Here is a 25657-nt window from a genome sequence, read left to right on the forward strand (position 1 = left end):
TACTTTTATAATCAGGGTATTATAAATTTATAATACCCTTTCGGATGTTATTTTATGGCGGTTATTTTCCTAGAATCAAAAGACAATGCAAAAATCAAACATTTGCGTGGGCTGATCGAGCTCAACAGTGCTCGAAAAAAACATCAGCAAACCGTTCTAGAAGGTACACATCTGTGCTTGGCGTGGTTACAGCAACAGAAAAAAATCTTTTCTTTATTTACCACTGAACAAGCCTTAGAACATCCAGATTTACAAGAAGTGATCGAACTCCACCAAGGTCACATCTTCGTTATCAGTGAAGTCCTATATAAGGATTTAAGCACCTTGGGTACCACCCTGCCATGTCTAGCGATTGTCGACCTCCCCAAAACTGCTGCCACTATTGATTTTAAGGCCGACACTTTAATTCTAGAAAATGTTCAAGATCCTGGAAATGTAGGTACACTCCTCCGCTCTGCTGCCGCTGCAAACATCAAGCAGGTGATTTGCACACAAGGTTCAGCTGCACTATGGTCTCCACGTGTGCTTCGAGCAGGTATGGGTGCTCATTTTAGTCTTCAATGTTTTGAAAACTTTCAGCTCACGGATATTTTACCAAAATTTCAAATACCTGTGTTTGCCACCAGTTCACATCGTTCAACCAGCCTATATAGCAAGGATTTAACCAAAGCTTGTGTCTGGATTTTAGGTAACGAAGGTCAAGGTGCGAGTGATTATGCGCTAGCACATGCTCAAGCTGTGACAATCCCTCAACCGGGTGGGCAAGAGTCCCTCAATGTTGCGATTGCAGGCTCTGTGTGTTTTTTTGAAATGGTTCGTCAACGTCAGTAAAACGTTAAATTATTTTAACTACGAGTTTTTTACTGAGAAAATCAATTACACTACTAAAAATAATTGCTTAAGTTGTCAACGCGCTCACCATTTTCAACGTTATATGATTAATGAATTGGAATTAATGGTGGGTATCCATGACAGGATTTTCCATCTCTATGGATTTAGCACCGAAAAAGGCTCGAATTGAAAACAGTACTGATCGTAGTACTGTTGAACAACGCCTGCGTTTTTTCATGCAGGACGTTACAGGTCGTGCCTTGGTTATGATGGAAAGTGCAACACAGGGGCAACAAGGCATTGCCATGGATTTAGTGCAAGAAGCATTTATTTCATTACATAAATCATATGCCGACAAAAGTACCGATGAATGGTATCCCTTGTTCTATACCATATTGAACAATAAGCTCCAAGACTGGCGACGAAAGGAAGCTCGTCGAGCAAGTCCTTTTTCTTTATTTAAAAAAATTAGTTTAGATGATGATGAAGAAATCATTGATGTTGTAGATGAATCTACGCCTAATCCATTTGAATTTCTTGATCAGGAAGTCACGATGGAGGAAATTCAGGCAGCGATCAATCAGCTACCTGTTCGTCAACAACAGGCATTTATGCTCAGAGCGTGGGAAGGGTTCGACACAATGACCACAGCACAAATTATGGATTGCAGCGAAGGCAGCGTTAAAACGCATTACCACCGTGCAATTCAGGGACTTCGAATTGCTCTTGAGCATTTAAACCCACATACAGGAGGATCATCAGATGAAAAAAGATGAGTTCACGAACCATGTGACTTCCAGACTTGACCAACTTGCGAAAGAGCAGCATCACAACAAAATGCAAGTCATGAATCATGTTCTAGATACGATACAAAAGAAACCAACTTCTTATTATAGTATCTGGAAAATGACAGGTTTTGCTGTTGCTGCTGCAATCATGGGAATTGTGGTTCTGCCAAGCTCTTTACAGCTTGCTGATCAACCACAAAATCAGGTTGTCGTAAATCCAAAGCTTTCGCCGCAAATGGTTGAAGATATGGAGATGTTATTGGTCTTAGGTGAGAATAAGGTTCCACATGGCAGCTAAAAAATTAGCACTTGTTGTGTGTACGCTCGGGTTACTACAAACCAGTTTTGCAGGTTCTGAACGCTTTTGGGTATTTTCTAAACCCAATAAAGCCACAACAGAAGAAGCATGGGATGATCTATCGCCTGAAGAGCAACGTGTTTTAATTAAACGTTACCAAACCTTGAAAGAAGTTCCTAATAGCCAGAGTTCTCAACTACAGCAAAGGATGGAATGGTTCACGCAACTGCCAGAAGATGAAAAACAAAAAATGCGTGATGTCTGGCAAAAGATGAGCACACAGGAACGCAATACATTACGTAAGCGCATGTTAAATGCCAGTACCGAAGAACGGATAAATATTAGAGAAGAATATCTCAGTAAATATTCTGAGCACTGAGTTTATAGTGTATAGAAATAACAATAGCGCCTAAATGGCGCTATTATTATATTTCGGGTTATTTACTTTTAAAGCGGCGATAAGCCAATAACCCCAATAACCCCAATACTGAATAGAAACTAAAACTCCCCCCCCCACTGTTACTGGCAGAACGTGTATCGTCTGTTGTGGTTGCCGTGCTAATGGTTCGCACTGTCGCCACATTGGAGGATACGCCATCAGCATCGTAAACTTGGTAGTTAAATGAGAAGTTAAATGGATTAAATGCATTAACTTCTTGAACATAAATATTACCACCATAGCAGGTTTCTTTTTCATCTGGCGCAGGGCAAGCACCTTGGCGATCTGCCGTAATACCTAGATCTTTGGTTGGCACATTGGTTAAACGAATTGGTAATTCGATACCTTCGGCATTCTTCCAAAACTGAGGTTTATTCGGATTCTTTTCTGGCCCAGATCCACCCTCGCCTGTATCGCCATTGTCATTTGCAAAATTTAATAAGTTTAAGCTTAACTTTTGCTTTTCTTTATATTTGAAAGTTAAGGATGTATTTGTTGCAACTGGTGCAATATTTACAAATGCTGCTCGGATTAAACCAGATGAACTCACTTGTGGACTAGTTCCTGGTTTAGAGGTAATCGTATATTTACAGAAAATCTTATCACCAGCTTGAGTAACACTGTCATCTTTTCGATAAAAAATAATTTGCTGTAAATCTTTATTCCAAGTACAAACCAAATTTTCTATATCACTTTTATCTATATCAGTAACCGTATCATTGATCTGTCCTTTACCTAAAGGTTCTGTCGTTACATCATATAAATCTGGGCTAAAGAACTGTAATTTATAACTGCCATCAGCTTGCTGTACATCTTGTGGTAAAGGTAGTTGATAATTTCTTAAATCAATGTAAATTGCACGATAATGTAAATTAGCTTTGGTGTATTGCAATAATTTTTGATATTGATCCAAACGAGATTTGTAATACGTTAAAAAATCAGGATTATTTGGATTTTTCACCAAATTATCGAAAAAGTCATATTGTGTTTGATAACTTGTAATCAAGCTGCTAATCGATGTATTGGTTAGATCCTGTAAATCACCTGCTGTAAACTTCATTAGTTCAACCGAACCAATATCACAGCGGTTGCTTGCTTTAGGGTCATAATATAAAGTGCCGTCGGTGATACGGGCTAAACCACGCTGGTCCGTCAAACTACAATTGACTCCATCAACATCTAATAAGCCAACTAATTTTGTATTCCCCTTATCATCGATAGGCACGCTTGTCGCATTTTTTTTAGGGTAATACATTGGTAAGAATGCCGTATCAGCTGAAGCTTTTTGTAAAGGGCTCAATAAGGTATTAAAATCAATCGCACTTACATTCAAATTGGTTTTATTGTCTTTAAGCGACGCTTTTGGCACATCACACACATTATTTACTACAGAACTAGAACCATCCTGCTTGAGCGCAAGTGCATTGTAAGCAATTCCAAGACCTACCCCTTCTTGATCAGCGACATTTCCAAATAAATATCGACAGGCATATGTATTGCTATCACCATTATAAGCAAGAACATTGAACTGTAATAATTTAGCACCAATTTTATCATAGAGAAGCGTCGTAAAAGCTTGATTTTCTACGATTGTATTACTCGTCAAGCTTAAAATACTGGTTTTACTTAAAATACTAGACTTATTATCTTCTACAGTTCCAGCTTTGGTATCACCAGTGAATTTAAGTAGATTTCCTGTTGAATTATTTACAATATTTTTTGCAATGGTATTGGTCGTTAAAGTTGCTGTAGATTCCCCACAAAACTCAATCATACTACTTGAATTTGGTGAACCATTATTAATAAAACTGTTGGAGGTTAAGTTGATGGTCCGCTTTGCATATGTAATATCATTAAAGCAACTCATCGAGAGTACACTGCCTTTCTCCGCACGGTTACCCTGAATCACACTCTTATTCAATGTTAATGTCGTCGAAGGACCAGCTAAAAAAATAGCTCCACCTTCTTTTGCCTCAGAATCAAGGATTTGTGTACTTTGTAATGCAACATCAGCACCTGCATATATTGCACCACCAAAATCAGCCGAACGTCCACCTGTTAAAATCAAATTGGTTAGGCTTAAACCCTTGGCACCAAGTGTCGTGTTAAAAATACGTGAATTTTCTGCTTTGATTGTTGTTTGCAATGGGATTTGAGCTGGATATTGATTAACAACATCATTTAGCAGGACATTTTTTCCTTCCCAATTTACAGGACTTGCCCCTAGAATTGAAACGCTCACATTTGGCGTCAATTCCTTTTTCAGGTTATATACCCCTTTTTCCAGCTGAATAACTTTTTGCGTACTTGGTAAGGTATCTGTTACAACACAACCACCATAAGAGACACGCGTCTCGGCAGTTTTTATTGCCTCACGTAATGAGCAAGCATTTGGATTTTCGCCATCCTCATCCACAAATGTAGTTACCTTAATGGGCGTGCTGCTGGTGGCAGCTAACAACGGCATAGTTGCCAAAACCATAGTTGCTAATATTGTTTTTCTATAATATTTCATCTCATCACATCCCTGATTATGATTTTAAGCGGCGCAATCCTATTAAACCGAATAATGCCAAGATCGCTCCTAGACCAAAACTTCCTACATTTACGGTTTTACTTTTAAAAGTGTTTGGTGGGTCTTGTACAATTGTTGCTGGAATATCAATAAAATAGTTTGATACATCATTAAAACGAGTCGTTGTCGTCATAACACGTAAGTTAAATTTATCTGCACCATGCCAATCACTATCAGGCACGTAAGTTACATTACCATCCTGATCAAGAGTTAGCTTTCCTTTAGATGGCGTTTGGGTTTGAACCACTTGCAAACAACCAACTTGCCAAGGCTGGCCATCAGGACGCTTACCTAATTGAGCCTCGCATGTGGCTGGATCTAACAATTCACCATCTAACAAACTCTCTGCAATACTGAATTTCGCAATTTGTCCATATAAAATATCTTGACCAACGATTGGAATCTCCCCCCGGTTAACAACCAGTTCAATTGCGCCTAAGTCACACAACTCATTAAAGCCCGTACGGCTTTTCCCACGCTGGTCAGTTGCTTCACAACTCGCTAAACTAAAGGTCGTACCATCACTATAAATGCGTCCTTTATTGACAATGAGCGAATCCGATAACTGCTTATAAGAAGTGAGTAAACGTGGTTTAAAGAAACCCAGCATTTGATCTTTTGGCGTCGAGTATGGACATAATAATCCTTTTGCTGGAGGAGCAGCACAAATCCCTTCATCATTTGTACCGCCAGCAATTAATGTTTGCTCAGGATCATTCTGATTCCACATAAAATTGGGTAATCGTTCACCCGCATTACGGTCGCACTCTGATGTCGTTAAATTACTTTGAACAATCGTGGTATCGTCTGAGGTAGTACCACAATTACTATTTCCATTTGCAACTAAAACACTATTCGACACATAAGAGCTTGGGTACTCTTTGACTGTTTCTTTTTTCACTCCATTGACATCTTCTTCTGTCGTTACTTTAAAATTTAAAGATTGTAAATACAGCCCCGCAGCATTCTTAATAATCGTATTATTATTAAGGATCATGCCTTCACGAATATTCGCTACATAACCGCCTTTATTATGGAAAATAGTGCTACTACGAATACCGGAAGATCTTACGGCAAGTGCCCCAGCTATCGTGTCATTATTGAAGCCCGTTTGAACAAATAATAAAGCACCATTTGGCCCTGCTACACCTTCATTGTCACGTATGACCGATTGTGTAATCAGATACATTGGCATTTCGCTATAAATGACTGCCCCCTGATCTGCTTTATTATTCTGAAAAATACTATTATTAATAAAAACATAGCCTGCAGTGTTCTTCGCGTCCGATGAAACCCCAGCATTATAAATTGCACCACCACGGTTTGCAGAACCACCTGTCAGGCGAGAATACTGAATTGATAGACTTTCACGATTAAGAATTAGCCCGCCGTCATTCAGCTTATTTGCAGCACCTTGTAAATTTAATTCAATCAAATTAACTGCAAGTAATGCACTTTCAACATTATTATCATCAATGACAAAAAGACGATCATTTCCCGCCATTTTAAGCGTCGCATTGTTCAATCCTTTTTTATTATCATTAAAACCATCACTCACTACAGTGCGAATTGTCATCGCGGCTTTGATATTTAATGCCGAGTTAAGTTGATAGGTTTGATCGCGTTGTAAAACAATTGTATTGCTTGCATCCTTGTTACCACATCCGTGATAACCATTTTCAAATTCTTTTTGGCTTCTTTTATTTAAAAACTCGACAGCTTCTCGTAATGAACAAACGGCGTCATCTTTGTCTTCATCAACTAATGTTGTGACTTGAATATCCGCAGAATATGCATATCCAGTAACGGTAAATAAAGCACAGGCAAGCATCCGTTTGAGCATACCAATCTCCTTCTATTTTTCATTTTTTTTCGTCTTGCAAACTAGCTGTTTACAACCACATTCCTTTGTGCGTACTTTGTCATAGCTCTCAAAATTACTCAAGAAATTTTATACTATTGGCGATATTCATCAATCAATGCATAAATTTGCTTAAGTGTTGTATTTGATAGTTTAGTTTTCTCGCCTTTGAGCATTTTTTCAAGCTGAGCCAATCTCTGTAATAAAATCGAAGCCTGATGCGGCCCATTACTCAATAAATAGTCAACAATTTGCTGGTCAAAATGAATACCTCGGCGCGTCATGACCGAGTGCAACAGGGCTTGTCGATCACTATAAGAACTGCCATTAGGTACTTTAACACTCACAGCTTGGGTCAGCCTTGACTGTAAGTCAGGTAATTCTAATTTTAATTCAATAGGCGCCACACGAGAGGAAAAAACCAACTGCCCCTCATGATTATTCATCAAATGAAATACAGCTTTCTGCCAATGTGGAACACCACTGATCGCATCAATATCATCCAAAGCGACCAAATCATAAAATTCTAATGAAGTAATGGCTTCAATAGGTGCATCTAATAATTCTAGTAATGAGACTTTAATTGCTGGGCGACCGAGCTCCAGATAAGAATCACAAATCGCAGAAAGTAAGTGACTCTTGCCAGTACCTGCCCCGCCATAAACATAAAAGCGGCTGACTAATCCGGCATGTAACTGTCTAACTGCGTCAACCACAGGCCCCCAACCCGGCCCCGAAAAATCACTGATTCGGGCATCGAGTTGTGGTTCTATATCCAGTTGGAGTTGACGCATATCCTTAATTTTTTCCTCAATTACTTTAAGTCATTCGTGTTTGAAGTCTCTGTATCTTGAGAGTTTTTAATTTGAATATCAAGCTCTACATGATCTGTTTCAACATTTATATGCTTGGTTTGCCCTTCTGCCAGCACAACTTCAGTTGGCAGACCATATAAACGACTTTTTTCATAATGGTCGCGTGCATGTTTTAGCAGCACCACAATAACTGCTGCAACAGGTAAAGCGATTAACATGCCAAGGAATCCACCTAGTTGTGCCCCTGCAAGTACAGCAAAAACAACTGCAACTGGCGACAAACCAATTTTATCACCCAGTAAAAATGGCTGAAGAATATAACCTTCGACCATTTGGCCAATCATGAAGACAACACCCACTAGCAGCAATTGTGTCCAGTCAAGTCCAAACTGGAACAGTGTTGCAATGATAGCTGCAATAATTCCGACACCAAATCCTAAATAAGGAATAATACTGGCTAGACCAGCAATCATGCCAATGATCAAGCCAACTTCTAAACCAATAAATTGTAAACCAACAGCATAAACAATTCCCAATAAAAGCATGACAAGGAATTGTCCTTTGACAAAAGCACCTAGAACACTATGGCACTCACGAACAATGGTTAAGGTAGAGGCTTCATAAGGACGTGGTATCAAACGTCTAAAGCTTTGTAACATACGATCCCAATCCAGTAAGAAATAGAAAGAAATAATTGGAATCAGTACAACCACACCACCAATCTGGATGAAATTCAGTCCAGACTGAGCAACCCTTAACGCCATCGTTTGGATACTATCCGCACTGTAATTGGTTTGAATATAATCCATCAAGGCCTTGGTAATTTGATCAGTATCAATTTCCATTGGAACCACATTAAAGGTATGTGATACCCACGGCAAGAAAGTTGCATTCACCCAGTGAATACCAGCAGGAATGCTATCTCGAGCATACATCAACTGTTTCCAAATCAATGGCACCAAGAACCATAAAACCATGGTCAAAGTAACACCAATACCTATAAAAACGATGCTGATAGCCAACCAACGTGGAAGTTTAATTTTAACAAGAACATCGACTAAAGGACTAAATAGGTAAGCAATAAAAAAAGCACCAACAAAAGGGATCACAATGGGCTTTAATAAATAGAGAACCCAAAGGAATAATGCGAGCCCAGCGAGGATAAAGATACGACGCAGTACCTGATCTTGCATAAAATCTAGCCTTTTTTCGTGTAATCGTTATAAATGAAAAAAAAATTTAATTAAAGATAGCATTTTCGAGCATAAATAACATAAGAGTTTCGTATATTCAGGTTATAATCTGCCGCCACTGCGGAGACTTCACTATGAGCAACTCAACTTCTACCCCAAATACTGGTTTAAGCTATAAAGATGCGGGCGTCGACATTGAAGCGGGCGACGCACTGGTCGATCGTATCAAATCTGTCGCTAAACGTACCACTCGTCCTGAAGTAATGGGCGGCCTCGGTGGTTTTGGCGCGCTATGTAAAATCCCTAAAGGTTATGAAGAACCTGTATTGGTTTCAGGAACAGATGGCGTAGGTACAAAATTACGTCTGGCGCTGAACCTCAACCGTCACGACACCATTGGTCAAGATCTCGTTGCAATGTGTGTAAACGACTTACTTGTTTGTGGTGCTGAACCATTATTCTTTCTCGACTACTATGCAACGGGTCATTTGAATGTTGATGTTGCAGCAGATGTAGTGACAGGTATCGGTAAAGGTTGTGAACTTGCTGGTTGTGCATTGGTTGGTGGTGAAACTGCTGAAATGCCTGGCATGTATGAAGGTGAAGATTACGATCTTGCTGGTTTTGCTGTGGGTGTGGTTGAACACAGTAAAATTATTGATGGAACTAAAGTGAAGTCTGGTGATGTACTTCTTGGTGTGGCATCAAGTGGTGCACATTCAAATGGTTATTCTTTACTACGTAAAATTTTAGATGTTAAGAATGTCGACTTAACTCAAATCGTAGATGGTCGCCCACTTGCTGACGTTGCAATGGAACCAACGCGTATTTATGTTAAACCGGTGCTCGAACTATGCAAACAAGTTGATGTACATGCTATGGCACACATCACTGGTGGTGGTTTACCAGGTAACTTACCGCGTGTTCTTCCAAATGGTGCGCAAGCTGTGATTGACGAATCAAGCTGGGAATGGTCTGAATTATTCCAGTTGTTACAACGTGAAGGTAACGTAGAGCGCTTTGAAATGTACCGTACATTTAACTGTGGCGTGGGTATGGTGATTGCAGTTGATGCCAGCGAAGCTGACAAAGCAATTGAGGTATTGAATGCTCAAGGCGAAAAAGCATGGAAAATTGGTTATATCCAAGAAAATGCTGCATCAGTTGAAGGTGCTGACGAAAAAATTCGCGTGATCTTTGCATAATGAGAATTGCGGTCCTTGTCTCTGGCAACGGTAGCAACTTACAGGCCCTGATAGATGCAAATCTGTCAGGGCAAATCATTGGTGTGCTCTCAAACAAAGCCGATGCATACGCATTACAACGTGCTGAGAACGCCAATATTGCAACCGCTGTGATTTCACATAAAGACTATCCAAGTCGAGAAAGTTTCGATGAAGCCATGCACCAGCAGCTATTAGCATGGCAAGTAGATTTAGTTATTCTTGCAGGTTTCATGCGGATTTTAACGCCAAGCTTTGTGAACAATTGGCAAGGCAAAATGTTAAACATCCACCCTTCTCTGTTGCCTGTTTATAAAGGCATCAATACTCATCAGCGCGTATTGAATACAGGCGACCGTTTGCATGGCTGTACCGTTCATTTTGTCACGGCTGAACTAGATGCTGGCCAAAGTATTGCCCAATCCGCGATTCAAGTCAGTGTGCATGATAACGTAGAAAGTCTGGCACACCGTGTACACGAACTTGAGCATTTTATTTATCCTCAAGTGGCCGAATGGCTCTGTAACGGCCAGCTTAGCTGGAAAAACGGGCAAGCTTATTTCAATCGAAAACCTCTAGAACGCCCCATTCAGTTTACCCAGTTTTAAAAATAAAAACGCATCCTCGGATGCGTTTTTTCTTTATCAAATCACCAAGCTTTTAATTTTATCGGCTGTTTCCAGTGGATGCTCTAATGGGAACATATGCCCGCCATCCACGACAGAATAAGGAATTCCCAGTTTTTTTTGTGCGACTTGCGGGAATTTCTCTTTTAAGAAAACACTGTTTTGACCCACCGCCAAATGTACAGGAACAGGTGGCTTGGGCATTGGCAACCACCACATCGATGGAGTTGTTCTAAACATGGCCACTTCATCATCTTTAGGAATGGTCAGTGTTACGCCACCATTTTGAGGATCATCTGTTAATGCATAATCAATATAAGCTTGAAAGCAATCTGCATCAAAGTGTTGATAAAAACCTCTCGAACCTAAAAGCGCTGCAGCTTGCTCACGCGAATCCCAATGATCCCGTCGACGTACCGACAAACCTGCTGGGGTAATTTTATCCACCAGCTTCGGTTTAAAGAGTTTAGCCAGATGAAATACAAACGAAGCTTTACCAATAATTAAGGGTGGATCAAGCATGATCACTTGTGAAAATAATTCTGGACGGCGATAGGCTGCCATTAAGGTCAATACTGAGCCCAAAGAGTGTCCTAAGCCAATTACTTTACGTCCTTGTGCTTGCTGTACAATGCTATCAATCACTTGATCGACTAAATGCGTCCAGCCATGTGTGATTGGGTAACGCTTATCTGTCCCAATCTCAGCAACATAAATAATGTCATATTGATCTTTTAACTGATCAAACAACTTTTGATAAACCTTAGATGGAACACCATTCGCATGGGCAAAATGAATCAAGGGTTTCATAAACTTGTCTTTTATTTCCACGGATTGATCAATTATCTCGCTCTACACATGTATTGCAAATAAAAAGAAAAACTGTGCAGTTATTTTTAGAATAAAAAAAGGGCTGTGATCAACACAACCCTTTTTTGGAAATATTACTGTATTTTTGCGTTTTGCTGTGTCTCTAATTGCGCTGCAAGAGAACTACTAATCCCTTCACCAATTTTAGCCCCCATACGCCCCAAGATTGACTCAAGCGGATTACGTTGCACCGTATAATCAATCTTTTGTTCAACCTTAAGATCACGCATCAGCGTCGTTAGACTACCGCTACGATCAGCAACCCCTAGTGCAATTGCCTGTTCACCTGTCCAAAACAAACCTGAGAATACCGCTGGATCATTTGATTTCAAGCGTTTACCACGGCCTTCTTTAACAGCATTAATAAAGTGGGTGTGTACATTATCAAGTACAGACTGCACATGTTGCTTTTGTGCAGGATCAATTGGCTTGGTCATGCTTAAAATATCTTTATTGCTACCAGAAGTCAGAGTACGGTCTTCAATCCCAAGCTTTTGTGCTAAACCACTTAAACCGTAGTTCGGCATAATCACACCGATTGAACCAACAAGACTAGATGGATTGACAATAATTTCATCCGCCGCAGAAGCAATATAGTACGCCCCAGATGCGCCCATATCACCAATCACAGCATAGACTTTTTTATCAGGATGCTGCTTTTTCAAATAACGGATTTCTTGCCAGATTTCATCTGACTGCACTGGTGAACCACCTGGAGAATTTATATTTAAAGCAACGGCTTTGCTGCCACTGGCTTCAAATGCACGCTTTAATGCTTTATTGGTATCTTCACTATTTACCGAAGATTGACTGGTAGATGAATCAATCGTTCCAATAATATCAACCACAGCCAAATGATCACTACTTATATTCGTAGTTGATTTTTCTGTCGAAGTTGAACAGCCTTTACTCATTGCAATCAGGACAATCAGAAGATAGGCGAAACCTAAACATTTAAAAAAGATGCTCCAACGACGACTACGGCGTTGTTCCTCAACAGAAGCTAAAACAGCTTTTTCTAAAATTTGCCATTCTTTGCCTGTCACATTATTACTATTTGTCGATTCGTTTTGTGGTTTTGGTGGCCAATCGGACATAAGATTCCAATCCAATATGTTTTAAAGTGGCTTTATTATATACGCTGATTTGAGCAAAACTGTTTAAATAACTTGTTTTAACTTATAATTATTTTTTACATTATACTTTCCCTTTGTAACTGTTCTCATTTTGAATACATGACTCAATCCAAATCCAGTAATGCAAACTATCGTCTGATCAAGTTCGCAAGTCGCATGCCGATGCAATTTAGCCGTTTTTTTGCCCGTATGGTTGCAGGATTGGTGAGTACCTTTCAGCTCTCTAGACTTTCAAAAATTATTGGGCTGAACATTCAAATTGTATTCCCAGAGATGGATCAGCAACAAAGACAAAAACTTACCAGACAAACCATTCAAAATGAGTTGATGTCATATTTTGAGTTTTTGAGTATTTGGGGTTCATCCAATCAAAAAAATATTCAACGTATTCAAAAAGTGCATGGTGAACACTATTTACATGAAGCACTTGCAGAAAAAAAAGGCGTAGTGTTAATTGTTCCCCACTTTGGCACCTGGGAAATTATGAATGCATGGGTCGCCCAATATAGCCCCATGACTATCCTGTATAAACCCGTAAAAAATCCAGATGCCGACCAGTTTGTCCGTGATGCCCGAAGTCGTGAACAAGCTCATCTGGTCCCCACAGATGAAAGTGGTGTCAGACAAATTTTTAAAGCCTTAAAGCAAGGTGGAACTACGGCAATTTTGCCTGATCATACCCCTGACCACGGCGGAGACATGATCAACTATTTTGGTATTCCTCTTGCCTCTAGCAGCTTAAGTGCCAAACTCATTCAAAAAACCAAAGCCAAAGCCCTACTTCTTTATACCAAAAGAAATGAACAAGGTGGCTTTGACATGTATATCGAGCCGATTGATCCGAATATTTATGAAGGCAGCGCTGAAGATGGCACCTTAATTATTCATCAGGCCTTAGAGCAACTAATTCAACGCTATCCTGAACATTATCACTGGAGCTATAAACGTTTTCGTGCCAACCCTGCGCTCAAGAAAATTTATGACATTGATGAAGCTGAAGCACTTGCACAAGTTCGTACAGTTCGCCAGCAACAACAAGAGCTTACAAATACTTAGGCTATTCTCGTTGCAGCCACCTGCGTTGCTGCCGTTGTTGTTTTAATTCAACGGCACCTTTGTTAAAGATAAAACTTAAACTGCCTGTCTGTGCCGTATTCAACAATGGAATTTTCAAAGCGAGCAAGCGACTTTGTAACTCCTGACTAGGATGACCATAGCGATTATCAAAACCAGCTGACGCAACTGCCAGTTTAGGTTTGAGCGCTGCTAAAAAATCATAAGCTGAGCTATTTTTACTGCCATGATGTCCTAGCACCAATACATCTACTTTTAAATCAGGATATTGTTTTAATAATTTATACTCAGTTTCCCATCCTGCATCTCCCATAATCAAAAAATTTTGATACGGCTGAGCATTGGAGAATTGCAAATAAACCACGCAAGACTGCTCATTTTTCTGATCTTGAGCAATCCTTAGCCCCTCTTGCGTAGGCGACAAAATCTCAATTTCAAGATCGGTATATGACCAATGCTGACCCTGTTGGCAATAGGAGAAATTATCCTTAAACGGGAACTTTTCACTTCGTTCACTTGACTGAACTTGAGTAATCGCAAAAGCATTTTGGATTGCTGGAAATGCGCCACTATGATCTTGATCAAGATGAGATAAAATTAAATGATCTAACCTCCGTATACCTTGCTGTCTTAAGAATGGAATATCAACTCGCTCACCAATACCAAACTTCGCTTCGTCATGTAAACCACCCGTATCAATCATGAGTGTCTGTTGAGGATGCTGTAAAAAAATTGCTTGCCCCTGACCAACATCCAGAATATTCAATACGGTAGGTTGAGTCTGTACGCCCAAAACCATTGGTAAAAAGCAAATAACAGCCCATAACTTGGGAATTGTTGCTTTCGGCATAAATAAAATCACTAACCCCAATGTCAAACTCAGCAACATCAAAGGCGTATAACTAACACCATAGAGTTGAGGAGATAGCTGCTGTAAGTGATTTAATATCCACATTAATATTGACAGCAATCCATCATTGAGCTGAAACAAAAGTAGCCCGAATGCAGGAACTACTAGCCAAATACAGGCTGCAATAATATCCAGTGGTACGATTAAAGTACTGAGTAATGGGATCGCGATTAAATTACTGAGCGGCGCAGACCAAGAAATTTGCTGAAAAAAGATAAGCATCAGTGGTAATAAAGCGATAAAAATTTTCCATTGCGACTCAACAACCATATTAATGGCCAAGATTTGCTTTTGTACGCTTGTCAGGGTCTGATCTTGTGTGAAGTGTTCAATGGTTTGGTAGATTCGCAGCAGAATAAAACAAGCCCCATAAGACAACCAAAAGGCTGCGGATAGAATACTAAATGGATCATAAATAAGAAGTAGGCTGGCACTATAAAGCAATAGGGTGAACGGTTGAATTGACTGTCGGAACAATAGAAAAACACTGGCGATAATGACAGTGAACAAGGTTCTCAGAGCAGGAATTTCAAAACCAACAAATGCCACATACAACAACACACTTAACCCAAATGGTAAAAGCAATAAAATCTGCCGCGGTTGCCATAAATATAATGTTGGAACATAGCGCTGTATCATGCATTTCAATAACCAAGTCAACATCAATGCAAAGATCAATACATGTGGGCCTGATATTGCCAGTAAGTGTGAAATGCCCAACTGCTGAAATTGCTGCTTTAAACGATTTGATAATAAACTTTCATCACCCGTCAACAAAGCCAGTAGCAACCCTTTATGTTGAAAAGCTGATATCTGTAGCATTTCACGAAATGACAATCGCAGCATTTCAACATTTAATAGAAATTTTGCTTGCAGTGTATGTTGTTGCTTTAGGTGCCACTGGTAACCCAGACGATCAATGTCATCCTGAGTTAAAAGCTGCATATGCCTGACCTGATATGCAGACATGATATTTTGTTGCAAAAACCATTTTTCCTGATCGAATACGCCTGCCACAGCATAGCTATGGGCTGGTTTGATCATACCTTCAAGGCGATAATAACGACCTAACTGTAAGTTTTGCTGTGGAGCAAGCAGACTATTCGATTGACTTAAATACAGGAACCAATCTACAGACTGAGCATGTCGGTTCAGCACTTCTGCTGTCTGTTTACGCCCCTCCTCCGTGAGCTCATCTATTTTCTTGATATAAACAATGGCTTCAAAAGGCTGCGCCTCCACTTCTCTTAAGCTTAGCCGTTGCTCTAAGGCGGAATCCGCATAATAAAAGCCCGTACAAAACAAAGCCCAGCTAGCACTGATCAACAGTACCGACTTATAGCAAACAGATTGAAAATACCGAGATCTTTGATATAAACCGATGCAGAAAATCACGATCGCTAGAATTAGCCAAACCCACCAAGTGCGAACAGCAAAGCTAAAATGATATCCCATCAAAGTTATACCAGCGATCCAGCTGAGTAATATTACTTTTAACATTTTTTAAAATTAAGTTTTAGTTTTTCTAAGGACAAAATTAAAGCCCGTTTCCAGGGCTTTAACAAGAGATAAATCAATTTTTTCTTATTGATCAATCCACAAACCATCTTGCATATGCAAAATCGAATCAGCGGACTGCGCCAGTTGCTCGTCATGGGTAACAATCAACATGGCCATATTCAGCTCTTTTTTCAAATCTGTCAGTAATTCGAAAATACTAAGTGCTGTTTTACGGTCGAGGTTCCCTGTCGGCTCATCAGCTAAAACCACAGCAGGTTTAGTTACCAGTGCACGTGCTAATGCCACACGCTGACGCTCGCCACCAGACAACTCGCCAGGTTTATGATCCATACGATGATATAAACCAACGCGATCTAATAAATATTCAGCCTGTCTTTTGACATCTCTAAAGTTGCTTTCACTACGCAACATTAAAGGCATGGCCACATTTTCCAAGGCTGAAAATTCAGGTAAAAGATGGTGGAACTGATAGACGAAACCAAGATATTGATTGCGCTTATAACCGCGCTCGGCTTCACCCAAATCATCGAAACGCTGCCCTTGTAAAAATACTTGACCTTGTGAGGGTTGCTCTAAGCCTCCCAATACATGTAACAAAGTACTTTTACCAGAACCACTTGAACCAACAATGGAGACAAACTCACCTGCATTCACTTGAAGAGATAAACCTTTAATCACTTCAACTTTGCTTTTGCCATCGTCAAAATGTTTAAAGATATTTTTTGATTCCAGTACAATCTTACTCATAACGTAACGCCTCGGCAGGTTGAACTTTGGCTGCACGCAATGCAGGATAAATTGTTGCCAAGAAACTCAATAGCAAAGATACCGTTACAATGATCACCACATCTTGCCATCTGAGATATGAAGGCAAGTAATGTACAAAGTAGGCATCAAATAAATTTAAACCTAACACGGTATTAAACCAGGAAATAATATCACTGATCGTTAAGGCTAAAGTAACCCCTAAGATTGTCCCAGCAATCGTACCAATCACACCAATTACGGTACCTTGTACCATAAAAATCTTGGTAATCATCGAAGGTGAAGCACCCAGCGTACGTAAAATAGCGATATCGGATTTCTTATCAGTCACGACCATGACCAATGAGGACACAATATTAAATGCAGCCACCACAATAATCAGTACCAGCAACAAACCGACCAAGGTTTTTTCCATTTGAATGGCATTAAACAAATTGCCGTGCGTATAGGTCCAGTTTGATGCATAGAAATTACTTGGAAGCTGACTAACGATATCATTGGCCACTTTCGGAGCAGCAAAAATATCATCCAGTTTTAAACGTACACCTTGCGCGCCATCAGGTAAACGCAATAAGGTAGAAGCATCATTCAGGGCGATATAACCCACCATTGAATCCACTTCAGCACCAACACTAAAGATTCCTACGATTTTAAAACGTTTAAAACGTGGTACAACACCTGCAGGTGATGGCGTTGCTTCAGGCAATACTAAGGTGACATTGTCATTTAAACCCAATCCGAGTGCATCCGTCATGTCCTTACCGAGGACAATACCAAACTCACCTTTCTTCAAAGCACTTAAATCACCTGAAACCATGTGGTTCTGGATAATCGAAACCTTCTTTTCATATTCAGGCTCAATTCCCGTCACCATGATTCCAGCCACTTGCCCCTGTGCGGTCAACATCCCCTGTAACTGGGTAAATGGTGCAACACCCGTGACATGTGGATGGTGCTCAACTTTTTTTACAAGCTCAGGCCAATCTGTTAGAATTTGAGTAGAAGAAACAGTGGCTTGTGGAACCATTCCCAAGACACGGGTTTTCAATTCACGATCAAAACCATTCATGACAGATAAGACTGTAATGAGGACAGCAACGCCGAGGGTTAAACCAATCATGGAAACCAAGGCGATAAAAGAAATAAAATGATTACTCCGCCGAGCACGAGTGTATCTCAACCCTATATACAGCGAAATTGGCTTAAACATACCATCTAGTCCGAGGTGATTTATTATGGAAAATTCACAACATCATCTTGTTGACGACAACACTGAACGTCGTGTGATGTCTCGTATTGATGCCGTGTTGAGAATCAATTATCAAATCATTCCAGATGATGTTGCGCTGAATGACCCATATGATTCCCATTTCGTATTGCCACGCTATTTTCTACTACTTGCAGAATTAGATCAATTTGATCATGCGTTTCGCTACGAATTAGAACAATTAAATGAAAAAGATCAACAAATTGCTCGCATCTTATCCCTGATTAACCAGAAATTGAATCTGATTACCGGGTCATATTATGACAATATCGTACAATCTTTACTGCCTGTACCCGAGCAAGTCAACTTTTCAGAAAATGGCTTAAGTTTCTTTAGTTCTCAAGATATTAACGAAGGCACTTATATCCATATTACCTTAAGCCATCCAGAAAACTTCTTCCATATCGCAGCAACCGCACAAGTAGTGCATAGTACTGCAGAAGAGCAAGGTAAGTTCCGCATCGGAGCTTATTTCATTACCTTAAATCCACAGGACCGAGCCAAATTAGCTGCCAGTATTCGTCAAGCTCAGCTCACAGATAGCAATTAATTTCTACCTCGCTTAAACCTTTAAACGGCGGTATGCGCTTAGGTCTCGAAAGAAATAGAGTAGTAAACCCAAAAGGATAATCGTTGCGCCGATAAAGACCTGAACGGATAACTGCTCATGATTCAGGTACGCACCAATCAAGATCGCCAACATTGGCGTCATTACCGTTGTTAATGACAACGTTGTCGCTTGTAGATTTTGAACCAATTTAAAATAACAAAACATCGCAATCAGCGATGCCATAATTACGGTATATGTCAGCGCCAATAGTGATTTCGCTGATGGGATATGTGTCGGTGCATAAGGCCAAATCCACGGCAATAACAAGACCGCCAATAAGGTTGAAACCAGAATCGAACCTGTTGCTTGTGCCATAACAGGCAAATCAGCATCAATCTTTTTGACTAGAAAAATAGATAAGGAATAAGAAAAAACACTGATCAGCATCAAAATAATACCAATCGGCTGGACATGCTGTTGGCTTCCACTTAAACAAATCATCGCCAAACCGATAATTGAGGTAGCCATGCCCAACCACTGTAATCCCGCCAGTTTGTGTTGAAAGCCAAAACGACCAATCAGCCCTGCCATAATGGGCGCCAAACCGAACATCAGGGCAATTAAACCTGAACTGAGATATGCCGTTGCCGCATAAGTAAAGATTTGTGAACCAATCAAGCTTAAAGCACCTGCGCTATAGCTCAACAAGGCAATTTTATGCGTCGGAAACTCCACCTTTAAAAGCAAGACCATACTGACAGCCAAAGGTAGGGCAATAAAAAAGCGAATGACCAGTGCCCACATTGGATGCAAGTCCGAGACACTCCACACAATCGCCAATGGCGTCGTTGCCCAGATAAAAACCAGCAACCCGTAGGTCAGCATTAAATTAAGGCGTGATGGCATAATCGACTCAAAGCGCGGTTTTACGTTTTTGTTTTAAAATGGTCTGATCCAGTGAACTGGAAAACTCACGTTTATCACGTTCTGAAATTGGTGGTGGCCCACCAGTTTGTACTCCTGCGCCGCGTAAAGTATCCATAAAATCACGTAAATGCAGACGAGCTTTTACGTTGGCTGTGGTATAAATCTCACCACGAGGATGAATTGCAATTCCGCCTTTTTCAATCACTTGCGCTGCAAGCGGAATATCTTGTGTAATGACAATATCATTCTCTTGCATACGATCTACAATTTCCTGATCCGCCTGATCTGCCCCGCTCATGACCTGAATGGATTTAATCCGTAACGACGGCGTAATGCCGACATTCTGATTGGCAACAAAAGTGACTTCGAGTTGATAACGATCAGATGCACGTAAAATTACTTCACGTAAAATTTTAGGTAAAGCATCGGCATCCACCCATAATTTAAATGGCAGCACGTTGGCAAAAGCTCTTGAGAAAACGCTAGTGTAGCAGATTAAAGTAAAAGTAGAGTTCTGATCATGTCCGCACATACATTAATTCATGCTTTAGCAGGCAACTGAATCAGTACATTGATATTTCAGGCTAAAAAGTGAATTATTTTTTAACGAATTACATATCCAGACTTGAAATATGAGCATTACCCTCGATTTAATAGAATAAGTTCAATCTTTTTAGCATTTCGCTTTATGAAAAATCAAAACAGTCCAGAAACCATTAAAATTCAAGATCAAAATTTCGGTAATCATGCTGAGCATTGGAATTTACTCACCGATACTCCCGAAAGTGATGTTCCCAAATGGTTAGGATTGGCACTTGATGCACCTGTAATGCCGATGGGGCTCTGTGAAGATGAACATGAGATGGATCAGTCCTTCTGGTTAATTCAGGGCCCAAGCGGACACGCTGTTTCCATTAATCAGATTATTGCAGTCGAAGATCAGAAACCACGTGCATTAAAAACCGCATTCCCAAGTTTTGAAAGCCCATATAAGTACCATGCAAAAATTGAGCGAATTATTACCTGTGATTCTGCAACTCAAGCCGTATTACGCTTGAATTTAAATAAAGATACGACGATTTATGCATTTGATAATTTATTCAGTGTAAATAGTTGCCAATACGACAAGAATCAAACCTATCAAGTTCAATTTAATGCTTGGGCATATGAATTAGAAACTGTTTCTGAAGATGAGAAAATCATTGTTGATGATCCAGCGTCAATTAAACACCATCGTGCTTTAAATGCGATTCTGGCTGAACATAATGGAATTGCACCTGAAAACTTACAAGAACTGATTAATGAGTGGCAGCCAAAAACACCAGAAGATCAAGAACCTGTTACAGTCGACTTTTCTAAAATGGTGGCTTATTTATTCGGTGAAACTTTAGGTCAGGAAGATGAAGCTTGGTTTCAGGGTAATATCGTAGGTAAAACATCGATGCAGTTTATGCAGGATGAATATACGCTTTATGATGTCACCTTAGTTTTAGAAGATGATTTACCAGCAATCATAATTCGTATTGCCACTAAAAATGAATTGTATAAAAACTTTAACATTGGCCAATATATTCGTGGCAACCTATGGATTCAGGCCAATATTTATGCTAAAACTGCTATTGAGTGACAAAAAATCACATAAATGGCATTTTTAGGCGTTCTAATGAAAATTATACCAGAACAAACAACCACCAGTTTGATTCATTCGGGTGATCAAGGTCTTAAACTTGATGTTGGTGCTTTTTGCTTTTTTTTACTGGGCATGTTCTTAGCAGCAATAATTTTTCATCAAATTGGCTTTTTCTAATTTTTGACCATAACCCTATTCATACATAAAAGCCCTCACTAACGAGGGCTTTTATTTGAGCAAGACTACTCTATTGCTTAACCATGACGTTTTGCAAACTCATCCATGAAATTCACCAAAGCCTGCACACCTTGTAATGGCACGGCATTATAAATACTTGCACGCATACCGCCGACAGAACGGTGGCCTGCCAAGTTCAATAAGTGATGTTGTTCAGCTTCTTTCAGGAAGGTTTTTTCAAGTGCTTCATCAGCTAAGGTGAATGGTACGTTCATCATTGAACGGTTTGGTACGGCGATCGGATTATTATAAAAATCACTTGAATCAATATAACCATAAAGCAGTTTCGCTTTCTCTTGGTTCATTTTATAGATCGCATCTACCCCACCCTGCTCAAGCAACCACTCAAACACCAGGCCAGATAAGTACCATGCATAAGTTGCTGGTGTATTCACCATTGAGCCATTTTTTGCTTGATCAGCATATTTTAAAATGCTTGGAATCTCAGGTTTGGCTTGATCCAATAAATCATCACGGATGATCACAATAGTTAAACCTGCTGGGCCAATATTCTTTTGCGCACCCGCATAAATCAAACCAAATTTGCTGACATCTAATGGCGCAGACAAAATGCTTGATGAATAGTCACATACCAACGGTACATTCACATCTGGAATAGCTGCGAATTGCAAACCACCAATCGTTTCATTATCCGCATAATGAACATAGGCTGCATTGTTTGAAAGATTCCAAGTACTTTGTTCAGTGATGGCATGTTTACCATCCATTAAAGTACCTGCTTCAACAATATTAATATCGCCATAGCGTTTTGCTTCTTTTAAGGCTTTTTCAGACCAGATACCTGTATGGATATAATCGGCCTTGTTATTTTTACCTAACAGGTTTAATGGGATCGCTGAAAATTGTAATGACGCCCCGCCCTGTAAAAATAAAACTTTATAGTTCTCAGGAATATTCATGAGCTTACGTAAATCAGCTTCAGCCTTTTCCGCCACAGCAACATAGTCATTGCTACGATGACTCATTTCCATGATCGACAGACCTTTGCCTTGCCAATTCAACAATTCTTGTTGAGCTTTTTCTAAAACGGCAGTAGGTAATGCAGCAGGACCAGCGCAGAAATTATAAGCACGCATGAGTTTTCCCTTGTTAAAGTGGAACAAATTGGAATGGGAATTTAATCATAGATTGGCGAAGCTTGCAGCAGCTTATCCAGTAAATATTTCAATTTTACTGCAAAAAAAACTATTAATTTTTCCATCATGTTTTTGTCATTACAATTATTTTAGGCCAGATCAGCACCGCCTATTTATGAGCCTTCAATTCTTTAACTTATAGTGTTTTTATTTAGATTAAAAACTCTACTTTTTACAAATTCACTACACCAATCCACCCCATATAACTATTTAATTAAAAACATAATATTTAATTTTTATAAAAAGAATTTAGACTTACTCAGGATATTCTTAAATTGCGACATACCCAAATGTTGAAACAACATAATCGACCGAGTTTTAAGCTCCAACGGTTTCCCAAAATGTTAAGCTTGAGTATAAGTTTAATCAGCTGTGCCCTGTTGCCCACAACTCTACTCGCGCAAACTTTTAGTTATAGTGACGCTGAACAATATGTTGTGGAAAATGCCTATGCCTCACAGGCACAACAAGCATTACAACAAGCCTCTCAGCTGGAAATGGAAGCCGTAAAGCATTTAGGTCTTCCACGTATTGACTTGAACGCACGTGCTTACTCATTTCGCAGTGAGACCAGCGTACCGTTAGAATCTAGTAAACGTCGACTAGAAAACTCGCTGACACGTGGTTTTGATGACAAATTATCGCAATGGGGAGGTACACTTCCGCCAGAAGTAATAGATCAGGTCAGTCAAGGTTTTGATCAAACCGTTAACGAAGGTTTAAATCAGGTTCCCAATAATCTTGATGTGACGGTAAAAGATCATGACGTTCGGACTTCCATTTCAATGGTCATGCCACTCTATACTGGCGGTAAAATTAGTAGCGCCAAACAAATTGCCAGCATTCAGGCACAACGCTCAAACATCAGTGAAAAACAACAACAAGACTCACAACGTTTTGAGATGATTCAGTCTTATTTTAATGTGCAGTTACAACAGCAATTACTCAATGCCAGCCTTTTCAATTTAAATGCGATGCAAGAACACTATAGCAATGCACTTAAACTCGAACAGCAAGGCTTCATTAATAAAGGTCAACGCATGCAATTTGAGGTGGCGCGCAATAATGCGGAGCGAAGCTATCAAAATGCGCAGTCGAATCTGCAAGCCAGCCAATTCAGCTTACAGAATTTATTAAAAACCAAAGAAGGTTTAAAGCTCACCACCCCTCTTTTTGTCAATACCACACAAAATCATTCTTTGGATAAGCTGCTTGCCAATTACGATCAAAATTCAAGTTTGATTAAAAAACTGCAGATGGATACACAACTTGCCAATGAAAATGTCAAAGTTCAACAATCCGCGAAAAAGCCCAGCCTGTTTGCCTTTGGCGAATATGGATTAGACAATAAAGACAACTGGATTGTTGGCGTGATGGCCAAATACAATCTATTCTCTGGGATTGATAATAATAAAAATATCCGTGCCGCTGAGCTAAAAAAGTACGCTGCTGAACTCATGACTGAACGCACTAAACAAGAAGTTGAAAATGTGCTGTATAAGTCATATAGCGAATTAAGCTCGTCCCAAACCAGTCATCAACTGCTTACTCAAAATACTAAAGCCGCACAAGAAAACTTACGCATTCAACAGCTTTCATTTAAAGAAGGTATGGGCACTGCCACCCAAGTGATTGATGCACAAAATGCTCTCAGTGCATTAAGAAGTGAAATGGCAATCAACTCGTACAAATATATTTTATCTTTGGCGACCTTATTGCAAAGCTATGGTTCGATTGATGAATTCAAGCTTTATGTTAATCAACCACGTACTGACTATATCCGCTAATTGGAGAAATTTATGAACCAAAATCAATCATCATCCAATTCAGAACACGATATAGATCCAGTGGAAAAAACAACGACGACTCAAAGTTCTGAAACAGCAACAGCGCAAGTGAGCCCTGCTGAAAAAGCGAATCAACCAGAGCCGAATACTGGAACTTCAAACTCTCAACAGCCACCTGCTGAACCGCCGAAAAAATCAAAAGCGAAATTGATTGGGTTGATCATTTTGATTCTACTATTGGGCGTCATTGCATTTGGATTATGGAAAGCGTATCAACCTCAAGCGATTGAACTACAAGGTCGGGTTGAATCTGAAACTGTTCATATCAGCACCAAAGTTCCAAGCCGCATCGAAGAGTTTTATGTCACTGAAGGCCAACCAATTAAAAAAGGCCAAGCATTGGTTCGTTTCGTTAGTCCTGAACTCGAAGCGAAAAAAGAACAAGCACAAGCCGCTTTACAGAGTGCCACAGCGTTCCATTCAACTGTGTATCGTGGGGCGCAACAAGAAAACATCGATACGCTTTATGCTAATTGGCAAGCGATGAAAACCCAAGCTGAATTGGCCGCTACGACTTATAAGCGTGGTGAGACACTCTATCAACAAGGAGTGATTTCACGTCAACGCCGTGATGAAATGCTGGCAGCACAAACCTCTGCTCGTGAAACAGCAGAAGGATCTTATCAACAATATGCACGTGCCAAACGAGGTAGTACTGAGCAGCAAAAATCCACAGCTGACGCACAAGTTGCCATGGCACAAGCGGCTGTTAAAGAAGCCAATGCCTTGACGGAAGAAACCAAACTGTATTCGCCAACCGATGGTACGGTGTCTAAGACCTATGGTAAGCCAACTGAACTCGTTGCCACTGGTGTGCCTGTGGTCAGTATCATCGAAGACCACGATTTATGGGTCAGCCTGAATGTCCGTGAAGATATGTATAGTTCAGTCTATAAGACCAAAACCCTTGAAGGCTTTATTCCTGCACTGAATCAAAAGGCCACTTTTAAGGTAAAAAATATTGATGCTGAAGGTGACTTTGCCACCATCAAAACTACACGCCAAACTGGTGGTTATGATATTCGCAGCTTCAAGTTTCATCTGGTGCCAGAACAATCAATTCCTGATTTGAAAGTTGGCATGAGTGTATTGTTTAAAATTGAAGAGGCAAAATAAG

At 40.0% G+C, this 25657-nt stretch carries 24 protein-coding genes; 12 read left to right on the plus strand and 12 right to left on the minus strand.

What is annotated here, in order from left to right; all coding sequences use genetic code 11:
- Nucleotides 1–54 precede the first annotated feature (54 nt).
- The 4 genes from F895_RS05750 (at nucleotide 55) to F895_RS05735 (ending at nucleotide 2296) form a co-directional block, all read left to right on the plus strand.
- Nucleotides 55–831 carry a TrmH family RNA methyltransferase gene (locus F895_RS05750; protein ID WP_005242706.1) on the plus strand — a complete coding sequence of 259 codons (777 nt, stop codon included), beginning with the start codon at nucleotides 55–57 and terminating at the stop codon, nucleotides 829–831.
- A gap of 158 nt (nucleotides 832–989) precedes the next feature.
- Nucleotides 990–1607 (plus strand): RNA polymerase sigma factor, encoded by a 618-nt coding sequence (locus F895_RS05745; RefSeq protein WP_005242713.1) that lies wholly within the window; start codon nucleotides 990–992, stop codon nucleotides 1605–1607.
- Nucleotides 1594–1917 carry a hypothetical protein gene (locus F895_RS05740; RefSeq protein ID WP_005242714.1) on the plus strand — a complete coding sequence of 108 codons (324 nt, stop codon included), beginning with the start codon at nucleotides 1594–1596 and terminating at the stop codon, nucleotides 1915–1917. The genes F895_RS05745 and F895_RS05740 overlap by 14 nt, the downstream gene beginning before the upstream one ends.
- Entirely contained in the window at nucleotides 1907–2296 is a 390-nt protein-coding gene (locus tag F895_RS05735) for a DUF3106 domain-containing protein (protein WP_005242716.1), read from the plus strand. Before F895_RS05740 ends, F895_RS05735 begins: the two co-directional genes overlap by 11 nt.
- Before the next feature lie 58 nt (nucleotides 2297–2354).
- Here F895_RS05735 and F895_RS05730 read toward each other — a convergent pair whose 3' ends face one another.
- The 4 genes from F895_RS05730 to cxpE all read right to left on the minus strand — a co-directional run bounded on the left by F895_RS05730 (nucleotide 2355) and on the right by cxpE (nucleotide 8800).
- A complete protein-coding gene (locus F895_RS05730; RefSeq protein ID WP_005242718.1) occupies nucleotides 2355–4871 on the minus strand; it encodes a CSLREA domain-containing protein in 2517 nt (838 codons plus the stop codon).
- 16 nt (nucleotides 4872–4887) lie between these two features.
- On the minus strand, nucleotides 4888–6774 hold the full coding sequence (rbtA, locus tag F895_RS05725; RefSeq protein ID WP_005242719.1) for a rhombotarget A: 1887 nt from the start codon (nucleotides 6772–6774) through the stop codon (nucleotides 4888–4890).
- Nucleotides 6775–6887: 113 nt separating this feature from the next.
- On the minus strand, nucleotides 6888–7586 hold the full coding sequence (locus tag F895_RS05720) for a DnaA ATPase domain-containing protein (RefSeq protein ID WP_005242723.1): 699 nt from the start codon (nucleotides 7584–7586) through the stop codon (nucleotides 6888–6890).
- A gap of 20 nt (nucleotides 7587–7606) precedes the next feature.
- On the minus strand, nucleotides 7607–8800 hold the full coding sequence (cxpE, locus tag F895_RS05715; RefSeq protein ID WP_005242724.1) for a chloramphenicol efflux transporter CxpE: 1194 nt from the start codon (nucleotides 8798–8800) through the stop codon (nucleotides 7607–7609).
- Nucleotides 8801–8934: 134 nt separating this feature from the next.
- Here cxpE and purM point away from each other — a divergent pair, with 134 nt between their 5' ends.
- On the plus strand, nucleotides 8935–10005 hold the full coding sequence (purM, locus tag F895_RS05710; protein WP_005242726.1) for a phosphoribosylformylglycinamidine cyclo-ligase: 1071 nt from the start codon (nucleotides 8935–8937) through the stop codon (nucleotides 10003–10005).
- Nucleotides 10002–10631: a phosphoribosylglycinamide formyltransferase gene (gene purN, locus F895_RS05705; RefSeq protein WP_171057820.1), complete on the plus strand. Its 630-nt coding sequence runs from the start codon at nucleotides 10002–10004 to the stop codon at nucleotides 10629–10631. Before purM ends, purN begins: the two co-directional genes overlap by 4 nt.
- A 36-nt stretch (nucleotides 10632–10667) precedes the next feature.
- On the opposite strand, the gene F895_RS05700 is transcribed toward purN, so the two are convergent.
- Nucleotides 10668–11459, minus strand: a complete 792-nt coding sequence (locus F895_RS05700; protein WP_010589736.1) for an alpha/beta fold hydrolase — start codon at nucleotides 11457–11459, stop codon at nucleotides 10668–10670.
- Between the two features lie 134 nt (nucleotides 11460–11593).
- Nucleotides 11594–12616 (minus strand): signal peptide peptidase SppA, encoded by a 1023-nt coding sequence (gene sppA / locus F895_RS05695; RefSeq protein WP_005242732.1) that lies wholly within the window; start codon nucleotides 12614–12616, stop codon nucleotides 11594–11596.
- 138 nt (nucleotides 12617–12754) lie between these two features.
- On the opposite strand from sppA, the gene F895_RS05690 reads away from it, so the two are divergent.
- Nucleotides 12755–13711, plus strand: coding sequence for a lysophospholipid acyltransferase family protein (locus F895_RS05690; protein ID WP_005242740.1), 957 nt, complete (start codon nucleotides 12755–12757; stop codon nucleotides 13709–13711).
- A gap of 1 nt (nucleotide 13712) precedes the next feature.
- On the opposite strand, the gene F895_RS05685 is transcribed toward F895_RS05690, so the two are convergent.
- The 3 genes from F895_RS05685 to F895_RS05675 form a co-directional block, all read right to left on the minus strand.
- On the minus strand, nucleotides 13713–16139 hold the full coding sequence (locus F895_RS05685; RefSeq protein WP_005242743.1) for a DNA internalization-related competence protein ComEC/Rec2: 2427 nt from the start codon (nucleotides 16137–16139) through the stop codon (nucleotides 13713–13715).
- Nucleotides 16140–16223: 84 nt separating this feature from the next.
- Nucleotides 16224–16907: a lipoprotein-releasing ABC transporter ATP-binding protein LolD gene (lolD, locus tag F895_RS05680; protein ID WP_005242745.1), complete on the minus strand. Its 684-nt coding sequence runs from the start codon at nucleotides 16905–16907 to the stop codon at nucleotides 16224–16226.
- Complete coding sequence (locus F895_RS05675) at nucleotides 16900–18135, minus strand: lipoprotein-releasing ABC transporter permease subunit (protein WP_005242747.1); 1236 nt, start codon at nucleotides 18133–18135, stop codon at nucleotides 16900–16902. The genes lolD and F895_RS05675 overlap by 8 nt, the downstream gene beginning before the upstream one ends.
- A gap of 25 nt (nucleotides 18136–18160) precedes the next feature.
- On the opposite strand from F895_RS05675, the gene F895_RS05670 reads away from it, so the two are divergent.
- Complete coding sequence (locus F895_RS05670) at nucleotides 18161–18742, plus strand: PilZ domain-containing protein (RefSeq protein ID WP_005242748.1); 582 nt, start codon at nucleotides 18161–18163, stop codon at nucleotides 18740–18742.
- Between the two features lie 12 nt (nucleotides 18743–18754).
- Here the strand turns inward: F895_RS05670 and F895_RS05665 are convergent, their stop codons facing one another.
- Both F895_RS05665 and F895_RS05660 read right to left on the minus strand, forming a co-directional pair.
- Nucleotides 18755–19648 (minus strand): DMT family transporter, encoded by an 894-nt coding sequence (locus tag F895_RS05665; RefSeq protein ID WP_005242752.1) that lies wholly within the window; start codon nucleotides 19646–19648, stop codon nucleotides 18755–18757.
- A gap of 7 nt (nucleotides 19649–19655) precedes the next feature.
- The gene (locus F895_RS05660; protein ID WP_005242754.1) at nucleotides 19656–20126 is read right to left on the minus strand and encodes a YaiI/YqxD family protein; all 471 of its coding nucleotides are present in this window, start codon (nucleotides 20124–20126) and stop codon (nucleotides 19656–19658) included.
- Between the two features lie 231 nt (nucleotides 20127–20357).
- On the opposite strand from F895_RS05660, the gene F895_RS05655 reads away from it, so the two are divergent.
- Together F895_RS05655 and F895_RS20095 are read left to right on the plus strand one after the other, a co-directional pair.
- Nucleotides 20358–21296, plus strand: coding sequence for a hypothetical protein (locus F895_RS05655; protein WP_005242756.1), 939 nt, complete (start codon nucleotides 20358–20360; stop codon nucleotides 21294–21296).
- A 36-nt stretch (nucleotides 21297–21332) separates the two neighbouring features.
- Nucleotides 21333–21476, plus strand: coding sequence for a hypothetical protein (locus F895_RS20095; protein ID WP_005242759.1), 144 nt, complete (start codon nucleotides 21333–21335; stop codon nucleotides 21474–21476).
- A gap of 77 nt (nucleotides 21477–21553) precedes the next feature.
- Here F895_RS20095 and serC read toward each other — a convergent pair whose 3' ends face one another.
- The gene (serC, locus tag F895_RS05650; RefSeq protein ID WP_005242761.1) at nucleotides 21554–22633 is read right to left on the minus strand and encodes a 3-phosphoserine/phosphohydroxythreonine transaminase; all 1080 of its coding nucleotides are present in this window, start codon (nucleotides 22631–22633) and stop codon (nucleotides 21554–21556) included.
- Between the two features lie 350 nt (nucleotides 22634–22983).
- On the opposite strand from serC, the gene F895_RS05645 reads away from it, so the two are divergent.
- A complete protein-coding gene (locus F895_RS05645; protein ID WP_005242763.1) occupies nucleotides 22984–24480 on the plus strand; it encodes a TolC family protein in 1497 nt (498 codons plus the stop codon).
- Nucleotides 24481–24492: 12 nt separating this feature from the next.
- Nucleotides 24493–25656, plus strand: a complete 1164-nt coding sequence (locus tag F895_RS05640) for an HlyD family secretion protein (RefSeq protein WP_005242765.1) — start codon at nucleotides 24493–24495, stop codon at nucleotides 25654–25656.
- The last annotated feature ends 1 nt before the right edge of the window (nucleotide 25657 follow it).

This window comes from Acinetobacter sp. CIP 64.2 (assembly GCF_000369645.1).
Lineage (GTDB): Bacteria > Pseudomonadota > Gammaproteobacteria > Pseudomonadales > Moraxellaceae > Acinetobacter.

What these genes read in the sequence shown, in the direction of transcription:
- F895_RS05750 (WP_005242706.1), top strand. Translation starts at nt 55, where the DNA reads ATGGCGGTTATTTTCCTAGAATCAAAAGACAATGCAAAAATCAAACAT.
- F895_RS05745 (WP_005242713.1), top strand. Translation starts at nt 990, where the DNA reads ATGGATTTAGCACCGAAAAAGGCTCGAATTGAAAACAGTACTGATCGT.
- F895_RS05740 (WP_005242714.1), top strand. Translation starts at nt 1,594, where the DNA reads ATGAAAAAAGATGAGTTCACGAACCATGTGACTTCCAGACTTGACCAA.
- F895_RS05735 (WP_005242716.1), top strand. Translation starts at nt 1,907, where the DNA reads ATGGCAGCTAAAAAATTAGCACTTGTTGTGTGTACGCTCGGGTTACTA.
- F895_RS05730 (WP_005242718.1), bottom strand. Translation starts at nt 4,871, where the DNA reads ATGAAATATTATAGAAAAACAATATTAGCAACTATGGTTTTGGCAACT.
- rbtA (WP_005242719.1), bottom strand. Translation starts at nt 6,774, where the DNA reads ATGCTCAAACGGATGCTTGCCTGTGCTTTATTTACCGTTACTGGATAT.
- F895_RS05720 (WP_005242723.1), bottom strand. Translation starts at nt 7,586, where the DNA reads ATGCGTCAACTCCAACTGGATATAGAACCACAACTCGATGCCCGAATC.
- cxpE (WP_005242724.1), bottom strand. Translation starts at nt 8,800, where the DNA reads ATGCAAGATCAGGTACTGCGTCGTATCTTTATCCTCGCTGGGCTCGCA.
- purM (WP_005242726.1), top strand. Translation starts at nt 8,935, where the DNA reads ATGAGCAACTCAACTTCTACCCCAAATACTGGTTTAAGCTATAAAGAT.
- F895_RS05700 (WP_010589736.1), bottom strand. Translation starts at nt 11,459, where the DNA reads ATGAAACCCTTGATTCATTTTGCCCATGCGAATGGTGTTCCATCTAAG.
- sppA (WP_005242732.1), bottom strand. Translation starts at nt 12,616, where the DNA reads ATGTCCGATTGGCCACCAAAACCACAAAACGAATCGACAAATAGTAAT.
- F895_RS05690 (WP_005242740.1), top strand. Translation starts at nt 12,755, where the DNA reads ATGACTCAATCCAAATCCAGTAATGCAAACTATCGTCTGATCAAGTTC.
- F895_RS05685 (WP_005242743.1), bottom strand. Translation starts at nt 16,139, where the DNA reads ATGTTAAAAGTAATATTACTCAGCTGGATCGCTGGTATAACTTTGATG.
- lolD (WP_005242745.1), bottom strand. Translation starts at nt 16,907, where the DNA reads ATGAGTAAGATTGTACTGGAATCAAAAAATATCTTTAAACATTTTGAC.
- F895_RS05675 (WP_005242747.1), bottom strand. Translation starts at nt 18,135, where the DNA reads ATGTTTAAGCCAATTTCGCTGTATATAGGGTTGAGATACACTCGTGCT.
- F895_RS05670 (WP_005242748.1), top strand. Translation starts at nt 18,161, where the DNA reads ATGGAAAATTCACAACATCATCTTGTTGACGACAACACTGAACGTCGT.
- F895_RS05665 (WP_005242752.1), bottom strand. Translation starts at nt 19,648, where the DNA reads ATGCCATCACGCCTTAATTTAATGCTGACCTACGGGTTGCTGGTTTTT.
- F895_RS05655 (WP_005242756.1), top strand. Translation starts at nt 20,358, where the DNA reads ATGAAAAATCAAAACAGTCCAGAAACCATTAAAATTCAAGATCAAAAT.
- F895_RS20095 (WP_005242759.1), top strand. Translation starts at nt 21,333, where the DNA reads ATGAAAATTATACCAGAACAAACAACCACCAGTTTGATTCATTCGGGT.
- serC (WP_005242761.1), bottom strand. Translation starts at nt 22,633, where the DNA reads ATGCGTGCTTATAATTTCTGCGCTGGTCCTGCTGCATTACCTACTGCC.
- F895_RS05645 (WP_005242763.1), top strand. Translation starts at nt 22,984, where the DNA reads ATGTTGAAACAACATAATCGACCGAGTTTTAAGCTCCAACGGTTTCCC.
- F895_RS05640 (WP_005242765.1), top strand. Translation starts at nt 24,493, where the DNA reads ATGAACCAAAATCAATCATCATCCAATTCAGAACACGATATAGATCCA.